Source organism: Mesorhizobium sp. WSM4845, from assembly GCF_055811455.1.
In genome coordinates, this window is the sequence record NZ_JBVVQA010000008.1 from 19,969 (window position 1) to 36,554 (window position 16,586).

Consider the following 16,586-nt stretch of genomic DNA (forward strand, 5'->3'; position numbering starts at 1 on the left):
ATCCAGCACGTTTGTGCGAGTATTGGATTGCCGAAATTGAAGAGGATAGAGGTCGGCTTTGACGTTCGTCGGTCGCGAACGAGAGCTTGCAGCGTTGTCGTCGGCGTTGATGTCGGCGAAGGGTTGTCGCGGCCAAATGGCCCTCGTCTGCGGCGATCCCGGGATCGGAAAATCGGCCCTCATGCGCGAATTCGCGGCGCGTGCTGAAGCCGAAGGGTTCCGACCCCTCTGGGGCCGGTGCCTTGAGGAGCCGGGAACGCCGATCTACTGGCCATGGCTGCAGATCGGGCGTGCCTGGCTGCTCTGCCACGAGGAAGAGGATCGGAACGCCATCGTCGGGCCCGATCTGGACATCCTCGCCGACCTCTTCCCTGACCTCACCAGACAATCATCGGAACCGAAGCATCAGCCATCAATCGATGATGCAAACCAAGCGCGCTTCCGCCTTTTCGACGCCTATGCGCGATTTTGGCATCGTGCGACCCGGCAGGAATCGTTCCTGCTACTTCTTGATGACCTGCATCAGGATTCGAGTGCATCCATCAAACTCCTCGAATTTGTGGCCGAAGCTTCTCAGGATTGCTCTTTGGTCATTGTAGCAGCGTTCCGCGACAGCGAGATTGCGCCTGACCATCCCGTAAATGCGTTGCTCTCTCGCGTCGTCGGGCGTCCCTCGGTGCAGCGTCACAAGCTTGCCGGTCTTGGCGAGGATGCGACGCACGCCCTTCTCGCAGCGATGATAACGGCAGATCTGTCACCTGCTATCCGCGCAACCGTGTACCGGGAGACCGAGGGCAATCCCCTCTTCATACATGAGATTGCGCGCGAAATAGACCGGGCATACGTGGCAAATCCCGCAGCGCTTAGCGCCGGTTCGACTTTACCACTACCCGACAGCATTCGCACACTCATAGGCGAGCGGATTGACCGGCTTTCGGTGTCATGTCGCAGCGTTCTGGAGATGGCGGCCGTTTTCGGCCGCACTTTCGACTACTCGCTGGTTGCATCGCTTTGCGATGTAGACAAATCCATCGTCGGCGAGGCGCTGGACGAAGCCTTCAAGGCCCGGATCATCGAGGAAGCGCCGCAACGCGGTTATTGCCAGTTCACACACGCTCTGGTCCGGGAAACCCTTTACGATGCGATGTCGCCGCCTCGGCGCACGCGACTACATCGGGAGGCCGGCGAGTTGATCGAACATGCATACGCCGGCAACCTTGATCAGTTCCTTCCGCTCTTGGCGCATCACTTCACGGAGGCCGCCAGCGAAGCGAATGAGAAGGCACTGGAGTATTTGCAGCGCGCGGGCAGGTGGGCGGACGCGTTCTACGCCCATTCAGAGGCAATTCATTACTATCGGGAAGCCTTGCGGCTGCCGCATGTGCAGACCGACACCCGCATTGAACTGCTCCTCGCGCTTGGGTGGGCTTTGGTCCACGGCGGATCGCTGGACGCCGCTGCCAAGACATTTCTTCGGGCCGCAGCAGCAGCGCGAGATCGGAGGCGCGATGATTTGCTGGCGAGTGCCGCCCTGGGATTCGAAGACGCCCGGTGGCGTGAAGGGAAAAAAGGCGGAGAAGCCGTCGAGCTTCTGGAGAAGGTCCTGAACTCGGGCACTGTGATCGACTGGAAGCAACAGGTCTGCCTGTATGCCGCACTCTGCCGCGCCTGCGGTTATGCGTCGCGAAAACAGGAAGCGCTGGACGCCTATAATAAAGCCGTCACTCTTGCTCGCCGGCTCGGAGACCCACAGGCGCTTATCGTTGCCTTGTGCGCCATTGCTTCCGCGCAGACGTGGCCGGAGCTTTTGCCTCTGCGGCTCGATGCAGCGAAAGAGGCGATAGAACTAGCCGAGAGGCGCGGACACCAGAGTTGGCCTGTCAGCCTGATGACGGGCTTCTTCTTCGAAGACCTCATGGAGGTCGGCGACATAAGAACTGCACGGACGATCACGGAAATGCACAACCGAGTCGCCGACGCCATGCGTGATCCGTTCCTGCGCGCCGTCGGCCAGAATATGCAGGTCGTGCTCACGATGCAGGAGGACGTCGGGGAGCGGGCGGAAGAAGCAATCCGGCAGTCCTTTCTAATTGGCAGGCGTTTCTCCCCAGATAGAGCCGAGGGCGCTTTCGGAACTCAAATGTTCACGCTCCGCCGCGAACAGGGCCGGTTGGAGGAATTGCGGCCGGTCTTGGAAGAATTCCTGAATGTCGGCCCGAGATCGGCATGGCTTCCCGGTCTTGCCGTCATCTGCGCCGAACTTGGACTGACGGAGAGAGCGCGAGAACTTCATAGACACATAGTTGCGAACAATTTTGCGGCGATCCCCCGTGACGCGATGTGGCTTCTCAGTCTCACCTATTCCGCTGAGACCTGCGTTTATTTGCGGGACCGAGATCACGCCTTTCCAATCTACCAACAGCTCGCGCCGTATTCGGGACGCAACGTGCCTGCCAGCGTCACCGTATGCGTCGGATGCGCCGACCGCTATCTCGCCATGTTGGCTAATCTCATGGGGAATTGGCCGTTAGCGGAGCGTCATTTCCAGGTAGCACTGGCGTTCGACGAACGCTGTGGCAGCGTCATTTGGCTTGCGCACACATGTTTCTGTTATGCCGAAGCCATCATGGATAATGGGGGGAATGTTGGGCAAGCGGCGGACCTGCTTGAGCAGGCCCGCTCGACTGCCACCGAAGTGGGCATGCCCGCTCTGCAAAGGCGCTGCAAAGAGCTCCGTGAACGAATGGTGACTTCTATCGATGATCAGGACGGGCTGACCAAGCGCGAGCTGCAGATCATGGAACTGCTTGCGACCGGCAACAGCAACCGGGCGATCGGCGATCGGCTTTTCATTAGCCCGCACACCGTCGCCAATCACGTCCGTCATATTCTCGAGAAGACCGGGATGCCAAATCGAACCGCGGTTGCGACCTATACCGTCGAGCGGAAGGGGGCCAAGAAATAGTCAAAGTTGACTATATGACCACCGCCCGGAAATGCTCCCAAATTGATCAGTCCGGTGGATTTTTTTGCTCGCTCGATCGGCGCATCATGCCCCTAAGGATCAGCTTAGGGCGGACAATCCAAAACGGAGCAAAAACGATGCGCAGGTATATCGGTCTTGTGGCATTTTGCCTGACGACGACTCCCCTGCATGCCGGCGAACTTTCAGTCATGGCAGGCGAAAGCCTCGACCTCGGCGGCTTTCATGGCGTCGTCTATTACACCAGTGAAGGTGACGGTTATCGGGTCGTCACAACAATCGCGGATGGCGAGGCTGGCTTGCCCGTGCGCTTCATGGCAACCCTCGCTGAAGGCCAGTCGCTCACGATCTCCGTGCCCGGCGAATTGGACGAGCCGAGCCTGAGGCTCGAAATCTCACGTGTGGGTAACAAACTCTTCCTCGCCAAAGCGGAACGCGCCGTGGAAGAATTCGGTAACGCCAGCACGCATGCCATAGCTGAGTAATTTTCGACAACGGCGTGAATGGCAACCGACGCAGCGCAACTCTCGCCCTTTCCTTGGCAGAAATCCAGAACCAAAAATGCGGCGGATGGGACCCGGCGCGGCATCTTTGATCCACGCAAGGATAATTTGTGCAGAGGAACCGTTATGCAGCTCTTGATGTCCATTTGTCTTATCGCTGCCCCGACGCAATGCCGAAATGAGCGCGTGATAGTGGCTTACGAACCGGTCGGCCCCGTCATGTGCATGGTCACAGCGCAGCAATCAATCGCACGGTGGCAAGGAACCCATCCGAAGTGGCGAGTGATGAAATGGAAATGTCAAGCACGGCTACCGACCGTAGAGCGCCTCATCTAATTAATTGGGGTCACCGCGACCGTTGTCGCTTGATCCCGTCAAGTCCTTGTGGCGATCCCATTGTCGCATTCGCGAGGGGTTGTTTCCGAATCCGGCTTCGCCAGGGTAGCCCTGGCTCAGCGGATACGGACATCACGCCGCGAATACTTCCGGATGAAACTCGCTGACCTCCACGACCGCGTCGGCTGGAACATTTGCCCGCCGCGCTGCCTCGCGGATCAGTTCCGCGCTGTCGGCCTCATAAAGGCAGTAGGTCTTTCTCTTGTCCGCGCTGAGGAAGGAATAAAGCCAGTGCACGCCCATTTCGTCGTTGATCAGGGTCACGCCTTCGACACCCTCCCGTGTGAATTCCAGTTGCTCCGCGAAATTTCGCTCGATTAGAAACAGGGGCATAATTCAATCTCCAACACGAATTGATAGTCCAAACGATATCCCACGTCAGACTAATTTGTCTTCTTAAAAGGCCGGAAATGTTCTTCAATCATGAAGTGCATTAGTTCTTTTTTCTACCGAACTTTTTGCCTCTGAGGGGGCAATAACGCAGATTGCAGCAGCCGAAACTCTTGCCACGAGATGCGCGGCCCGGTTATTGAGCGAGAGAGCTCCGAATGCGACGAAGCCCGAAACCTCTATAATAGGGCCATCTATGGCAGTAACTACGACCGTCTGGTCTCCTTGAAGGGCAAATACGACCCGACCAACTTCCTCCACGTCAACCAGAACATCAGGCCGGGTCAACGACCGCGTTCCAAAATACCGGTAGAGATCGCGGACAGGGGCATTGAATGATTGGCGGAGGACGAAAGGTAGGTTTGGCTTCTCAGTCCCGACGTTCTGATGTCGTCGGGAATGACTGGATCGGGTCGAATCCTGCGGTTGAGCGAATGTCGGCAATGGAGAAGCCCGCCGAATGGCCGGAATTGGCGCAACCAGGACCAATAGCTTCGCGCTCCCGATGTCCGCTTTCGAGTAACAGCGAAATTGCTTCGAATGACCAAGATAGGCGCTAAGCCGACCTTCGAACGGCACGATTGAACACGCGTCCTGCTACCGTCATCTCTAAGCGCTTACCGCGTCGCCCGGCGCCGTCCCTCCACGGCGTCAAGCCGCTCCTGCAGGTGCCCATTGAGCACGATCATCTCCTTGAGCGCCTTCACCGCGTCGCCCTTGTGCTGGGCGATGAACTTTTGGGCGATCGCCTGAAGAGCGGCCTCCTGGCGTCTGTCCAGCGTCACGATGTGGTGACGATGCCTCCGACAGTTTCTGTTTAAATTGAACAAAACGGGAACAAAAATGTCAAGTGTGAATTGACTTGGCGAGGAATGCTTATTTGTCAGTGGTGGGGCGGTTGCTCACAAACTGGGGAGAGCCGCGATGGGCAGACGAAAAAGCCGGTTTGACAGGCTGTCGGCGAGGCATGCCGAGGCGATCATCAGCGACGCTCTCAGCCTGCGCAGGACGGTGCTTTCGTCGCAACTGCATCTGAAGGCGCATGGCGAGCTGTTTTGGCAGCTTTGCGGGCTTGTCGAAAAATTGCATGAGGTGATGGCCAGCGTAGCGGAGAAGGAGCCCGATTTCCGGATGCCGGATCTTGGCCTGCTTCCGCTTCCCGAGGGCTATTTGACTCGGAAATGAGGCCATGGCCGGGCCGATGGACAGCGTTGGACGTGCCGCGAAGCCAACATGCTGCTGATCGTCGAGTGCGGCCACTGCTACCATGTCGGGCGTTTTCGGGCCAACGACGTGGCCAAGGTGGTGGGCTGGAACAAGCCGCTGGAGACCATCCGATTCAGATGCAAGCGGTGCAACCGAACGGACACGACGGTGAAGACCCAGTTCGTCGACCAGGACCATCCGCCGAAGGGCTACATCTGGGTGCTGCAAAAATTCAAGCTTTAGAACAGCGAACCCTGTACCGGCGCCTGTGGGGCCTGCGGCGGAAATTTTATCTGTGTCGCCGGCTTGTCGACGATCACCAGCGCGTCGTCGGGTGCCGTGCGCTGCAGGTGCCTGGCCTGCGACCACGGTGCGGTCAGCCAGGTCTCGGTTTCCTCCTGCGTGGTCAGGATCACGGGCATCGCCTTCTCGTGGATCGGCGCGATCAGGGCGTTGGGCCTGGTGGTCAGAAAACCGTAGAGCTCGAACTCGCCGGGGCCATCCTTGACCTTGCGCACGCCTTGCCAGGGCGTCCACAGGCCGGCGAAGAAGAACAGCGGCCGCGCCTCGTTCAGCGCGAACCAGTGGTTTTTCTGGATACCGGTATCCGGGTCCTTGTCGCCCGGCGTTGGGCTCGGTTCGGCAAAACTGGTCAGCGGCACCACGCAGCGGTTCTCGACGCCGAGATATTGCTGCCAGTGGCCGTATTGCGGGTTGCGGATGTTGGTGGTGCCGTAGTCGGCCTTGCCCTTCACGCGCTCGACCGGCGTCGGCATGCCCCACAGCAGGTTGGCCAGTTCCCGCTCACCGTCCGGCGCGTTGCGAACTACCGGGCCGGGCTGGTTGGGGTAGATGTCGATGGAGGGCTCGAGATTGCCGAGACTGTCGCGCAAGGCGCGGGTCCACTGGCGGATCGCCTCCTGGCTGGTGGTGATGTTGTAGAGGTTGCACATGTCGAGCCCAGGGATGTTCAGGCATCTTGCGGGAAAGGGCAGGTAATTTCCAGCGCTCTCCGGCCGGCTGCTGACACGCTACCCCAGCCCACAGCGCCACGATCACCGCCGCCATCCCGGCGATCGACCGCGGCAGAAGGATACCGCCGCGCGCAGCACGGCGAACCGCGGGCTCCGCCTACGCAACGCACACCGCTCGCGCGCGTTCTACCCATTAGGAGGAGCATGGCGATGTGACAGCTGGTCTCATGCGCTCACAATTGGAGGCAAACCACCATGTCCAAGTTCAAAGATGCCCTTGACCGCGGCAAGGAAGCTCGCCGTGAGCAAGAGGAGAAGGTCGGCAATGAGAAGGCCGAGGGGGTGGACTTCGGCGCGCAAGCAAGGGCCTGGCTAAACGACGTCGTGGTTGCGTCGCTGGAAACGGCCAGGGCTGACGTAGCAGGCGAGGTGGCCGTCGAGATGGACACCGCGCCACGCCGCCAAGCCAAAGCATCAACACCATCTATTCGGTTCAGAATCTACAGGAAGCGGGGAACGGAAAAGGAGGTGGTCGGAAGAACGTTCACGGTCAACGTCCAGCTGAGTGGACAAGTGTCGGTCTCTTCGCCGGGGATGGTGGCAAGAGAAGTGGGAAACATCGGGGATAGGGCTGACGAGCGGTTCTCTAGCTTGCTGGCGGAACTGATCGAGGACGCAGCGAAGGGCACTTAGCCAGCAAGGTGTCGAGGAGGGGCCGGCGATTTCCAGCGTTGTCTGCGGCTGCTGACACGCCGAGCCTGTCAGTAACAGCTTTCCGGACGCCGCAAACAGCCCTCCGTTAACCTTTCGTTAACCATGGCTGGCTAGCGTTTACCTATCAGTAAGGAATCGCTGTCCGTGACCTTCGCCGCCCCCGTCGAGACCAAATCCATTCGCTTTCGCGCCCGCTCCTTCGTCGCCTTCACGCTCACCCCGGAGACGCCGCTTTCGGAGTGGCTGGAAAGCCTCGACCGCTGGATCGGCAATTCTCCCGGCTATTTTGCCGGCCGCCCGGTGGTGCTCAACCTCAACACGTTGAAGCCCGCGGTCAGCCAGATCGAAGCGCTGGTTGCCGAGCTTGGCCTGCGCGGCATCCGCATCTATGCCATCGAGCTCGAAGGCAACACGGTGCTTGAGCCCAGTCTGCCGCCTTTGCTGATCGGCGCCAAAGAGGCCACAGCCGGGCTGCTCATGCAGGCCGACCAAAAGGCTGCCGGCGGGCCGGAAGAGGCGGGCAGGGCGGAAGAAGGCAGGGCGGAACCGGGCAAGCAGTCAGAAGACAGGCAACCAGAAGACAGGCTGCCGGACGCGCCGGCCACGCTGATGGTCAAGACGCCGATTCGCTCGGGCCAGTCGATCTTCCACGCGCATGGCGATGTCATCGTGCTGGGCTCGGTCGCCTCCGGTTCCGAGATCGTCGCTGCCGGCTCGATCCACGTCTACGGCACGTTGCGCGGGCGGGCGTCGGCCGGTGTGCTCGGCCATTCGGCGGCGCGCATCTTCTGCCGCAAAAACGAGGCCGAACTGCTGTCGGTCGACGGCTGGTATTGCACCGCAGAGGAGATGGAGCCGGCCTTGCGTGGAAAAGCGGTGCAGGCGTTTCTGGAAAAAGACACGCTGCGCATCGCGCCGTTCAGCTAATGCAGTCGCCCGAAAGTATGCAGCAGTTTTAGAATTAAAACAAAGACTTAAGCGCATCGCATAAATCAAACGCTTAACAATACAAACAACAATAAGGAGGCATAGATGGGCAAAGTTGTGGTGGTCACCTCGGGCAAGGGGGGCGTCGGCAAGACGACCTCGACGGCCGCCCTTGGCGCCGCCGTCGCGAGAACCGGCAAGAGGGTGGCGCTGGTCGACTTCGACGTGGGTTTGAGGAATCTCGACCTGATCATGGGCGCCGAGCGGCGGGTGGTGTTCGACCTGGTCAACGTCATCCAGGGAACGGCCAAGCTGTCGCAGGCGCTGATCCGCGACAAGCGGGTCGAGACACTGTTCCTGCTGCCGGCCTCGCAGACGCGCGACAAGGATGCGTTGACCGAGGAGGGCGTCGGCGAGGTGATCGAAAAGCTGAGCTCGGTGTTCGACTACGTCTTCTGCGACAGCCCGGCCGGCATCGAGCGCGGCGCGCAGCTTGCCATGCGCTTTGCCGACGAGGCGGTCATCGTCACCAATCCGGAAGTCAGCTCGGTGCGCGATTCCGATCGCATCATCGGCCTGCTCGACGCCAGGACCGTCAAGGCCGAGCGGGGCGAGCAGATCGCCAAGCATGTGCTGGTGACGCGGTACGATGCGGCGCGCGCGGCGCGCGGCGAAATGCTCTCGATCGACGACGTGCTGGAAATCCTGTCGACGCCGCTGCTGGGCATCATTCCCGAGAGCCAGGACGTGCTCAAGGCCTCCAACCTCGGGTCGCCGGTGACACTCAGCGATCCGACCAACTCCGCCGCCCGCGCCTATATCGAGGCGGCCAAACGGCTCGAGGGCGAGGACCTGCCGGTCGTCGTGCCGTTCGAGCGCAAGGGCTTTCTCGATCGGCTTTTTGGAAGGAGGGCAGCATGAGCCTGTTAGACCTCTTCAAGCGGCGCGGCAGCGCGCCGGTGGCGCGCGAGCGGCTGCAGGTGCTGCTCGCATATGAGCGCCGCAACCGCAGCCAGCCCGATCTCGTCTCGGTACTGCGCGAGGAGATCATGGCCGTGATCGCCAGGCACGTGCAGATCGACCAGGATTATCTGCAGGTCTCCATGGATCGCGGCGAGACGATGTCGACGCTGGAGATCGACATTCAGATCCCCAACAAGAGCGCAAGGCCGCTGGCCATGTCGGCCTGAGCGTTGCGCCTGTAGTAGTTTTTGACGCCGGCGGGACAGCGCACCCCTCTGGCCTGTCCTCTTTGCCCCCACTTGGCATCTCCCCCTCAAGGGGGGGAGATTGGCAGCTTCGGGGCCGCTCGCCTCTGCATCAACCATGCGCACGCTTCCCATCCATTTGCCACTTGCGCAACCAACAAAAGGGTGAAAACGTTGGTCCGGGGTAAATGGGCAAGGGTGGTCGTCGCGGCTGTTAGAAGCTCCGGGGCGGCCTTGAAGAGCGATGAATTTTCCACAGTTCCTGGTGGGGATGACCGCCGCGGCATTCGTCGCGGCGCTCTCGACTTTTTTGGCAACGGGTTCAATCTGGAAGGCGCTCGGCTGGACGGTCCTCACCTTGATCGTTCTGCAGCTTGGATATTTTTTGTCCGTCGTCCGGCTGATCTATAGGGCCGAACGAAAGACACACAGTGACCGCGACCCGCGAGTACTGGACCGTCGAGACTGCATGCGGTTTCGAGATTCAGGTCGGCCACCACAAATATAAACATGCCTAGACCATGATGTTCATCAGATAGACAGTATGGTCTAAACCGCTTGAAAGCGGACATGTTCGGTTCTGGGAATGTGCCTTGGACGTTCCGTTACTTTAGTCAACCAGTATATATCTCCGGGTGCATATGCCCGATACTGCGCAGCGCGTCATCCGCTCCAGCTCCGTCGCTCTGCTCACTCCGCCGCCAGTCTGTCCTGCGTTTTGGTGTCGAAGTCGCTGGCGTCGTGGCGCTCGTGCAATTGCATCGCCGGCTCGCCGAAGGCGCGGTTGACCATGCGGCCGCGCTGCACCGCCGGCCGTGCGTCGATCGCGTCGGCCCAGCGCTGCACGTGCTTGTATTCCTGCACCGACAGGAACGCGCCGGCGTCGTTGTACATGCGGCCCTTGGCCAGCCCGCCATACCAGGGCCACACGGCGATGTCGGCAATCGTGTAGGCGTCGCCGCCGAGATATTCGCTTTCAGCCAGCCGCCGGTCGAGCACGTCCATCTGGCGCTTCACCTCCATGGCGAAGCGGTCGATGGCATATTCGAATTTTTCCGGTGCGTAGGCGTAGAAATGGCCGAAGCCGCCGCCGAGATAGGGCGCCGAGCCCATCTGCCAGAACAGCCACGACAGGGTTTCTGCGCGCGCCGGCTGCTCGGTCGGCAGAAACTCGCCGAATTTCTCGGCCAGATGCAGCAGGATCGAGCCGGATTCGAAGACGCGGATCGGGTTTGGCCCGCTGCGGTCCATCAGCGCCGGGATCTTGGAGTTGGGATTGACCTCGACGAAGCCGCTGCCGAACTGGTCGCCGTCATTGATCCTGATCAGCCAGGCGTCATATTCGGCGCCTTTGTGGCCGCGCGCCAACAGTTCCTCCAGCATGATCGTCACCTTCACGCCGTTTGGTGTCGCCTGCGAGTAAAGCTGCAGCGGATGCTTGCCGACCGGCAACTGCTTGTCATGCGTCGGGCCGGCGATCGGCCGGTTGATGCTGGCGAAGGCGCCGCCATTCTCCTTGTTCCAGGTCCATACTTTCGGCGGTGTGTATTGGTTCATTTCGGAGGCCTTTGATGTGAGCGGAGAGGGTCTTGGGGAGGATCAGCTTGCATAGATACAGGTAGTGCGGGCTGACGGAAGTTCAACTTGTGTTGAACTATTGTCGATGTCGGCAGCGCAAGCCTGCGCGATTGCATCCGGCCCTTGCGCCTCGTCATATGCGCCATAGCTATAGAAGATGCCGGCCCTCTGAACGGTCGTCGTGAATATGGCCAGGATTGAGAGCATGACCATCGATACGATTTTGCGGTCCATCGTGACGGTGCGCGCTTCGATCCCGGATGATGCCTTCACCGCGAATGCGCTAGGCACCAGCCGGGAAGGCAGCGGCGTGGTCATTCGCGACAACGGCCTGGTGCTCACCATCGGCTATCTGATCACCGAGGCGGAAGAAGTCTGGCTGACCGACCACAGCGGGCGCGTGATTCCCGCGCACGCGCTCGCCTACGACCAGGAAACGGGCTTCGGCCTGGTGCAGGCGCTGGCCCCGCTCGGCCTGCCCGCGGTGGCTTTCGGCGACGCGGCCAGGGCGATGGCCGGCGACCCGGTGGTGCTCGCCGACGGCATCGGCCAGGCGGTCAGCGCGTACATCGTCACCAAGCAGGAATTCGCCGGCTATTGGGAATATCTGCTGGACGAGGCGATCTTCACCGCGCCGGCTCATCCGTCATGGGGAGGTGCGGCCCTCATCGGGCAGGACGGCAGGCTGCTCGGCATCGGTTCGCTGCGCCTGCAGATGAGCCGCGCCGGCGAGATCGCCGATATCAACATGGTGGTGCCGATCGACCTGCTGCCGCCCATCCTCGACGATCTGCTGACACGCGGCCAGGTTGCCAAGCCACCGCGCCCATGGCTCGGCGCCTTCTCCGCCGAAAGCAATGGCGAGGTCGTGGTGATGAGCGTCGCCGAAGGCAGCCCGGCCGCCGAAGCCGGCCTGCGCCAGGGTGACATCATCTCGGATGTGCGCGACGGCGAAGTCGACGGGCTCGCCGATTTCTACCGCAAGTTGTGGCAGAACCCGGCGGGCGCCGAAATCCCGTTGCGTGTTGTGCGCGACGGCCGCGAAACCTGGCTGCGCGTCAAGTCGGCCGACCGCAACAGCTTTCTCAAGAAACCGCAGCTGCAGTGAAGCTCCTTTCCTTCCCCCCTTGTGGGCCTTGTGGGAGAAGGTGGATCGGCGCGCAGCGCCGAGCCGGAAGGCCGCAGGTTATTACATCACGATTTGAAGGACCGCCATGGGCGGCGCGAAGCAATGCTTCGCGCCGGCCTTGCAACAAGGCCACTGTTGCTCCATTCGATCGGAGCCAAGCAGCGACAAAGGAGAACCGATGACGACCACAGAAAGGCAGACCCGCTGATGGCGCCGGTCGAGGTCGACCCCGCCAAGGTGCGCGAATTCAGCGATGCCGAGAGCTTCTACACCTGGCTCGGCAAGCATCACGGCACCGAGACAGAAATCTGGATCAAGATCCACAAGGTCGGTTCGGGACTGCCTTCGATCACGCCCAAGGAGGCCATCGACGTCGTGCTGTGCTGGGGCTGGATCGATGCCGTGCGCAAGGGGCTCGACAACAAGAGCTATTTGCAGCGCTACACACCGCGCGGCAGGAAGAGCATGTGGAGCCAGATCAACGTCGACAACGTCGCCCGGTTGATCGAGGCGGGCCGGATGACCGAGCATGGGCTCAAACAGGTCGATGCGGCGAAGACCGACGGGCGCTGGGGGCGCGCCTATGCAAGCGGCAAGAACATGAAAATCCCCGCGGATCTGCAGGCCGCAATAGACGCCGAGCCCAAGGCCAAGGCGATGCTGGCAGGGCTCAGCGCGCAGAACCGCTTCGCGCTCGCCTTCCGCATCCACAACATGAAGACCGAGGCTGGCCGCGAGAAGAAGATCGCCGCCTTCGTCGAGATGCTGAAGCGCGGTGAGGCGATCTACCCGCAAGGGAAGAAGTGAGGCTGGCGCCGACCCGGCTGTGGCTGCGCTTGCCGCAAAATTCCCGCCTCGTGGGTGTCAGGGTGAGAGAAATTGGCCGTCCACCCCGGCCGCTGCGCAGTAACGGTTTCTTCTTTGCTTTTGCCACACAATGGCGGCGACGAGGCGGGCGACGTCCAGAGCATGGCCGAAAAGAAAAATCGCGACGGGGAGTTCTGGGAACTGGCGCTCGAACGCGCGCATCTTGGCGTCTGGGACTGGGATCTCGCGAGCGGCGACTGTTTTTACTCGGCGATGTGGTTGCAGATGCTCGGCTATGGCGAGGGTGAGCTTGCGGAGACAAGCGATCTCTGGTTGCAGCTGACGCATCCCGACGATCGCGAGCGGGCGGTGGCCAGCGGCGAACGCCACATTGCCGGCCTGACCGATTCGATCGAGACCGAGCTCAGGCTGAAGCACAAATCCGGTCACTGGGTATGGGTTCTCGATCGCGGCGGAGTGGTCGAACGCGACGCCGAAGGCCGGCCGGTCAGACTGATGGGCGTCCAAACTGACATCACCAAGCAGAAGCAAGCGGAAGCAGAGCTTGAACAGGTCAACGTCCGCTTTCGCCTGGCATTGGCGGCCAGCGGCACCGGCATCTGGCACCACGATCTCGCCGCACGCAAAAGCTACTGGGACAAGCGGACGCGGGACATCTACGGGCTTGTCGCCGACACCGACGAAGTGTCGCAAGACCTCTGGCACAGCTATCTGCATCCGGACGACCGGGCCGACGCCGAGCGGGCCCATTTGGCGCCGCTGCAAACCCAAAAGGTCGTCGCCGTGCAATACCGCATCATCAAGCGGGACGGCGAAATCCGACATCTCGAATCGCTGATACGGTTCGCCGACGCCCAGTCATCGGGCCAGATCCTGGGCACGGTGCGCGACATCACCGAGGCGAAGCAACGCGAGCAGGAGCTTGCCCATGCGGCCCGCCATGACGCGCTGACCGGCCTTTTGAACCGCGCCGCTTTCGACCGGCTGCTGGCCGAGCACATCGCAACGGCGCGCCGGCTCGCGGTGTTCTACGTCGATCTCGACTACTTCAAGGCACTGAACGACTTCGCCGGCCACGCCGCCGGCGACCTTGCCCTGAAGAGCGTCGCCGAGCGCATTCTGGGCTGTCTGCCGCCGTCGGTGCACGCCGCGCGCCTCGGCGGCGACGAGTTCGCGCTGCTGGTGCCTGATTGCGACGCAGCGCAAGCCGAGCGTCTCGCCGGCGCCGTACTCGCGGCGGTTCGCGATGCCGACCTCGGCTCGACGGCGGCGTCGCGCAAGCTCGCGGCCAGCATCGGCATCGCCTTTGTCGCCGATGCGAATACCGCAGTGGCCGACGCGCTCGCCTGCGCCGACGACGCCTGCTATGCGGCCAAGGCTGCCGGGCGCAATCGCTTCGCGGTGTTCTCGCCCGAGACGACGTCCGGTTCCAGCGGGCTCAATGCGGCGCGGCTGGCGGCCGACACCGTCGACGCCATGGCGGACGGAAGGCTGAAACTGTTCGGCCAGGAAATCCACCAGCTCGGAAAACCCTGGCAAGAAAGCCGCCATGTCGAGGTCCTGGCGCGGCTCGCCGGGCGCAACGGGCGGCTGATCCCGCCGGGCGAGTTCATCCCGGCGGCGGAGCGGTTCGGCGTCGCCTCGCGGCTCGACCGCTGGATCATCAGGACGGCGCTGTCGCTTCATGGTCCGGCGCTGAAGTCAGGGGCGCTCACGCTCGGCTTCAACCTGTCGGCGCAGACGCTGAGCGACCCGCAGCTTTGGGATTTCGTCGACGCCGTCATCGCCGAGACCGGGGCGCCGCATTCCGGCATCGGCTTCGAGATCACCGAAACCGCCGCGGTCACCAATTTCGCAGCTGCCGAGCAGTTCGTCGGCAAGGCGCGCGAGCGGCGCTGCCGCGTCAGCCTCGACGATTTCGGGGCGGGCATGAGCTCGTTCGAATATCTCCGGCGCTTTCCCGTCGACACGATCAAGATCGACGGTGCGTTCATCGAGCATATTGCCGATAGCCGCTTCGACCGCGAAATCGTCTCGGCGATATCCGGCATCGCCAGGAGCCTCGGCTGCTCCGTGGTGGCGGAGAAGATCGAAGCGCAGGATGCGCTCGACATCCTCGCGGATATGGGCATTGACTTCGGCCAGGGATTTCTGCTGCACCGGCCGGAGCCGCTGCAAGCGATCGTGGCGCGGGCGTGCGCGACCCGGGCGAGCGCGACACAAGCGAGCGTGGCACGGGCGCGCAAGACACGGGCGAGCGCGCCGGCACCAGCCGGACGGCGAGCCTAGCCCGGATCTCTCCGGGCTAGCCGGGCGAAAAGTCCGCGAAACCGGTCCGGCGCCGTGATGCGCGACTGGTCAGGACTTTCCCGGCGGGCGATAGCGGACCGACTTCGCCTTGCCAAGCGCTTGCATCGTCTCTTCGACGCTCAGGAGAACGGTGGTCTCGTACGAACTGAGCGCTCCTCCCGCACCAATGGCAAGCATGACCGATGCCATCGAAACGTTGTCGGGCGCTTCCCACAGGTTCCAGCCATCGTGCTCTCCGAAGCCGTACCAGAACCCGTGCAGCTTTCCGCCTACCGATTCGATGTAGGTGCGGGCTGCCTCGCGTCTATCCTCGGGGTTTTCGATCAGGCGCGCCCAGGTCTCGGGCGTATAGCTGAATCGTGAGAGATACATGGGCATGGTTCGCCTCCAGGGCCGCCGATCCCCAGCGGCTCGGCGTCGAGGGGATCGAGGGAGGGGCTGGCGCCGAGCCTGACCGGCTTGGTTTGTTCACCGGCTGACAAAATATGCGCTCAGGCTAATATAATCGCAACACCTATCCTGCAGGCGCCGCCGATGCGGATCAGGCGTTGCGGCTCGCCATATGCGCGTCGAGCTTCTTTCTCGAAGGCCCGTACCGCTTGATGATGGTCGCCGCCTCGCTCGGCGGTATGCCATATTTTTTCGCAAACGCCGCTACGTCGTAAGGCTCCTCGCCGGCGGCCGGTTTGCGGTCCTGCTTGCTCCTGGATTTGTCGTCGGCCATGTCGTCCTCCGTCATATCTGGTGGTTATAGGGTTGCTTGATCGGCCCGACCATCCTTGCCAGTTTGGGAAAGGAGGCACGCCGGTCTGACCGGTTGCCCGGCGGGGCGATGCTGGTTCCCGCTCATGGGCTCGAACCACGATTCACGCCTTCAAAGGGCGCTGTCCTACCATTAGACGAAGCGGGAATAGAGGAAGTGACGCTGTCTAGCACTTTCTCATCCGCGCATGAAGCTGCTTCATGTCATCATCGGCTTGAGCATGAGCTTTCAGCCGGGCCTTCTAGAGACGGGAGCAATCGCCGTGACCAGAACCGACCTCTCCGACTTCTACCGAGACTACATTGCCTGCCTGAACAAGCAGGACTGGCCGAAGCTGGGGCAGTTCGTTGATGATGAGGTGATCCACAACGGCCGGCGGCTCGGTCTATCAGGCTATCGCAAAATGTTGGAGCGAGACTTTGCTGAAATTCCGGACCTTTATTTCAACGTCCAGATGCTGATTTCCGATCCGCCCTACATAGCGAGCCGGCTCGGGTTCGACTGCACGCCGAAAGAAAGCTTCCTCGGCCTCCCTGTAAATGGGAGGAGAGTTTCCTTTTCCGAGAATGTTATCTATGAATTTGGGGACAAAAAGATTGTAGAAGTATGGTCTGTCATAGACAAGGCTGCCATCGAAGCCCAGCTTTAGCGCAGGAATGCTCGGCCGTCGTTCCACG

At 61.5% G+C, this 16,586-nt stretch carries 19 protein-coding genes and 1 tRNA gene; 13 read left to right on the plus strand and 7 right to left on the minus strand.

Annotation, left to right across the window (positions count from 1 at the left end; all coding sequences use genetic code 11):
• The first annotated feature begins 58 nt into the window (after positions 1-58).
• Both AC0L2C_RS11530 and AC0L2C_RS11535 read left to right on the plus strand, forming a co-directional pair.
• On the plus strand, positions 59-2,965 hold the full coding sequence (locus AC0L2C_RS11530; protein WP_128247670.1) for a helix-turn-helix transcriptional regulator: 2,907 nt from the start codon (positions 59-61) through the stop codon (positions 2,963-2,965).
• Positions 2,966-3,102: 137 nt separating this feature from the next.
• A complete protein-coding gene (locus AC0L2C_RS11535) occupies positions 3,103-3,468 on the plus strand; it encodes a hypothetical protein (RefSeq protein ID WP_128247671.1) in 366 nt (121 codons plus the stop codon).
• A gap of 486 nt (positions 3,469-3,954) precedes the next feature.
• Here the strand turns inward: AC0L2C_RS11535 and AC0L2C_RS11540 are convergent, their stop codons facing one another.
• A complete protein-coding gene (locus AC0L2C_RS11540) occupies positions 3,955-4,215 on the minus strand; it encodes a DUF4242 domain-containing protein (RefSeq protein WP_128247672.1) in 261 nt (86 codons plus the stop codon).
• Positions 4,216-4,395: 180 nt separating this feature from the next.
• Between AC0L2C_RS11540 and AC0L2C_RS11545 the strand changes: the two genes are divergently transcribed.
• Positions 4,396-4,611 (plus strand): BBE domain-containing protein, encoded by a 216-nt coding sequence (locus AC0L2C_RS11545; RefSeq protein ID WP_287240930.1) that lies wholly within the window; start codon positions 4,396-4,398, stop codon positions 4,609-4,611.
• Positions 4,612-4,889: 278 nt separating this feature from the next.
• Here AC0L2C_RS11545 and AC0L2C_RS11550 read toward each other — a convergent pair whose 3' ends face one another.
• The gene (locus AC0L2C_RS11550) at positions 4,890-5,057 is read right to left on the minus strand and encodes a hypothetical protein (RefSeq protein WP_287240931.1); all 168 of its coding nucleotides are present in this window, start codon (positions 5,055-5,057) and stop codon (positions 4,890-4,892) included.
• Positions 5,058-5,196: 139 nt separating this feature from the next.
• Here AC0L2C_RS11550 and AC0L2C_RS11555 point away from each other — a divergent pair, with 139 nt between their 5' ends.
• Both AC0L2C_RS11555 and AC0L2C_RS11560 read left to right on the plus strand, forming a co-directional pair.
• A complete protein-coding gene (locus AC0L2C_RS11555) occupies positions 5,197-5,457 on the plus strand; it encodes a hypothetical protein (protein ID WP_091598970.1) in 261 nt (86 codons plus the stop codon).
• Positions 5,458-5,505: 48 nt separating this feature from the next.
• Positions 5,506-5,721, plus strand: coding sequence for a hypothetical protein (locus AC0L2C_RS11560; protein ID WP_473523405.1), 216 nt, complete (start codon positions 5,506-5,508; stop codon positions 5,719-5,721).
• Here AC0L2C_RS11560 and AC0L2C_RS11565 read toward each other — a convergent pair.
• Positions 5,718-6,431: an SOS response-associated peptidase gene (locus tag AC0L2C_RS11565; protein WP_128175135.1), complete on the minus strand. Its 714-nt coding sequence runs from the start codon at positions 6,429-6,431 to the stop codon at positions 5,718-5,720. The two genes, AC0L2C_RS11560 and AC0L2C_RS11565, sit on opposite strands and share 4 nt — an antisense overlap.
• A 276-nt stretch (positions 6,432-6,707) precedes the next feature.
• Between AC0L2C_RS11565 and AC0L2C_RS11570 the strand changes: the two genes are divergently transcribed.
• From AC0L2C_RS11570 to minE, 4 genes are all read left to right on the plus strand, one after another.
• The gene (locus AC0L2C_RS11570) at positions 6,708-7,145 is read left to right on the plus strand and encodes a hypothetical protein (RefSeq protein WP_023803858.1); all 438 of its coding nucleotides are present in this window, start codon (positions 6,708-6,710) and stop codon (positions 7,143-7,145) included.
• Positions 7,146-7,310: 165 nt separating this feature from the next.
• Positions 7,311-8,093 (plus strand): septum site-determining protein MinC, encoded by a 783-nt coding sequence (minC, locus tag AC0L2C_RS11575; RefSeq protein ID WP_023803857.1) that lies wholly within the window; start codon positions 7,311-7,313, stop codon positions 8,091-8,093.
• 105 nt (positions 8,094-8,198) lie between these two features.
• On the plus strand, positions 8,199-9,014 hold the full coding sequence (gene minD / locus AC0L2C_RS11580; protein ID WP_023803856.1) for a septum site-determining protein MinD: 816 nt from the start codon (positions 8,199-8,201) through the stop codon (positions 9,012-9,014).
• Complete coding sequence (gene minE / locus AC0L2C_RS11585) at positions 9,011-9,283, plus strand: cell division topological specificity factor MinE (RefSeq protein ID WP_023803855.1); 273 nt, start codon at positions 9,011-9,013, stop codon at positions 9,281-9,283. Before minD ends, minE begins: the two co-directional genes overlap by 4 nt.
• A 708-nt stretch (positions 9,284-9,991) precedes the next feature.
• On the opposite strand, the gene yghU is transcribed toward minE, so the two are convergent.
• Positions 9,992-10,858: a glutathione-dependent disulfide-bond oxidoreductase gene (gene yghU / locus AC0L2C_RS11590; protein WP_128170520.1), complete on the minus strand. Its 867-nt coding sequence runs from the start codon at positions 10,856-10,858 to the stop codon at positions 9,992-9,994.
• Between the two features lie 226 nt (positions 10,859-11,084).
• Here yghU and AC0L2C_RS11595 point away from each other — a divergent pair, with 226 nt between their 5' ends.
• The 3 genes from AC0L2C_RS11595 (at position 11,085) to AC0L2C_RS11605 (ending at position 15,125) form a co-directional block, all read left to right on the plus strand.
• Positions 11,085-11,987, plus strand: a complete 903-nt coding sequence (locus tag AC0L2C_RS11595) for a S1C family serine protease (protein ID WP_128174981.1) — start codon at positions 11,085-11,087, stop codon at positions 11,985-11,987.
• 228 nt (positions 11,988-12,215) lie between these two features.
• Positions 12,216-12,815 carry a YdeI/OmpD-associated family protein gene (locus tag AC0L2C_RS11600; RefSeq protein ID WP_128174983.1) on the plus strand — a complete coding sequence of 200 codons (600 nt, stop codon included), beginning with the start codon at positions 12,216-12,218 and terminating at the stop codon, positions 12,813-12,815.
• A 162-nt stretch (positions 12,816-12,977) separates the two neighbouring features.
• Complete coding sequence (locus AC0L2C_RS11605) at positions 12,978-15,125, plus strand: EAL domain-containing protein (protein WP_473523406.1); 2,148 nt, start codon at positions 12,978-12,980, stop codon at positions 15,123-15,125.
• Positions 15,126-15,194: 69 nt separating this feature from the next.
• On the opposite strand, the gene AC0L2C_RS11610 is transcribed toward AC0L2C_RS11605, so the two are convergent.
• From AC0L2C_RS11610 to AC0L2C_RS11620, 3 genes are all read right to left on the minus strand, one after another.
• Complete coding sequence (locus AC0L2C_RS11610) at positions 15,195-15,524, minus strand: GYD domain-containing protein (RefSeq protein WP_027155386.1); 330 nt, start codon at positions 15,522-15,524, stop codon at positions 15,195-15,197.
• Between the two features lie 163 nt (positions 15,525-15,687).
• Entirely contained in the window at positions 15,688-15,870 is a 183-nt protein-coding gene (locus AC0L2C_RS11615) for a DUF3606 domain-containing protein (RefSeq protein WP_027155385.1), read from the minus strand.
• Between the two features lie 112 nt (positions 15,871-15,982).
• Positions 15,983-16,056, minus strand: a tRNA-Gln gene (locus AC0L2C_RS11620).
• A 115-nt stretch (positions 16,057-16,171) separates the two neighbouring features.
• Here AC0L2C_RS11620 and AC0L2C_RS11625 point away from each other — a divergent pair.
• Complete coding sequence (locus AC0L2C_RS11625) at positions 16,172-16,558, plus strand: ester cyclase (protein WP_473523486.1); 387 nt, start codon at positions 16,172-16,174, stop codon at positions 16,556-16,558.
• Positions 16,559-16,586: the final 28 nt, after the last annotated feature.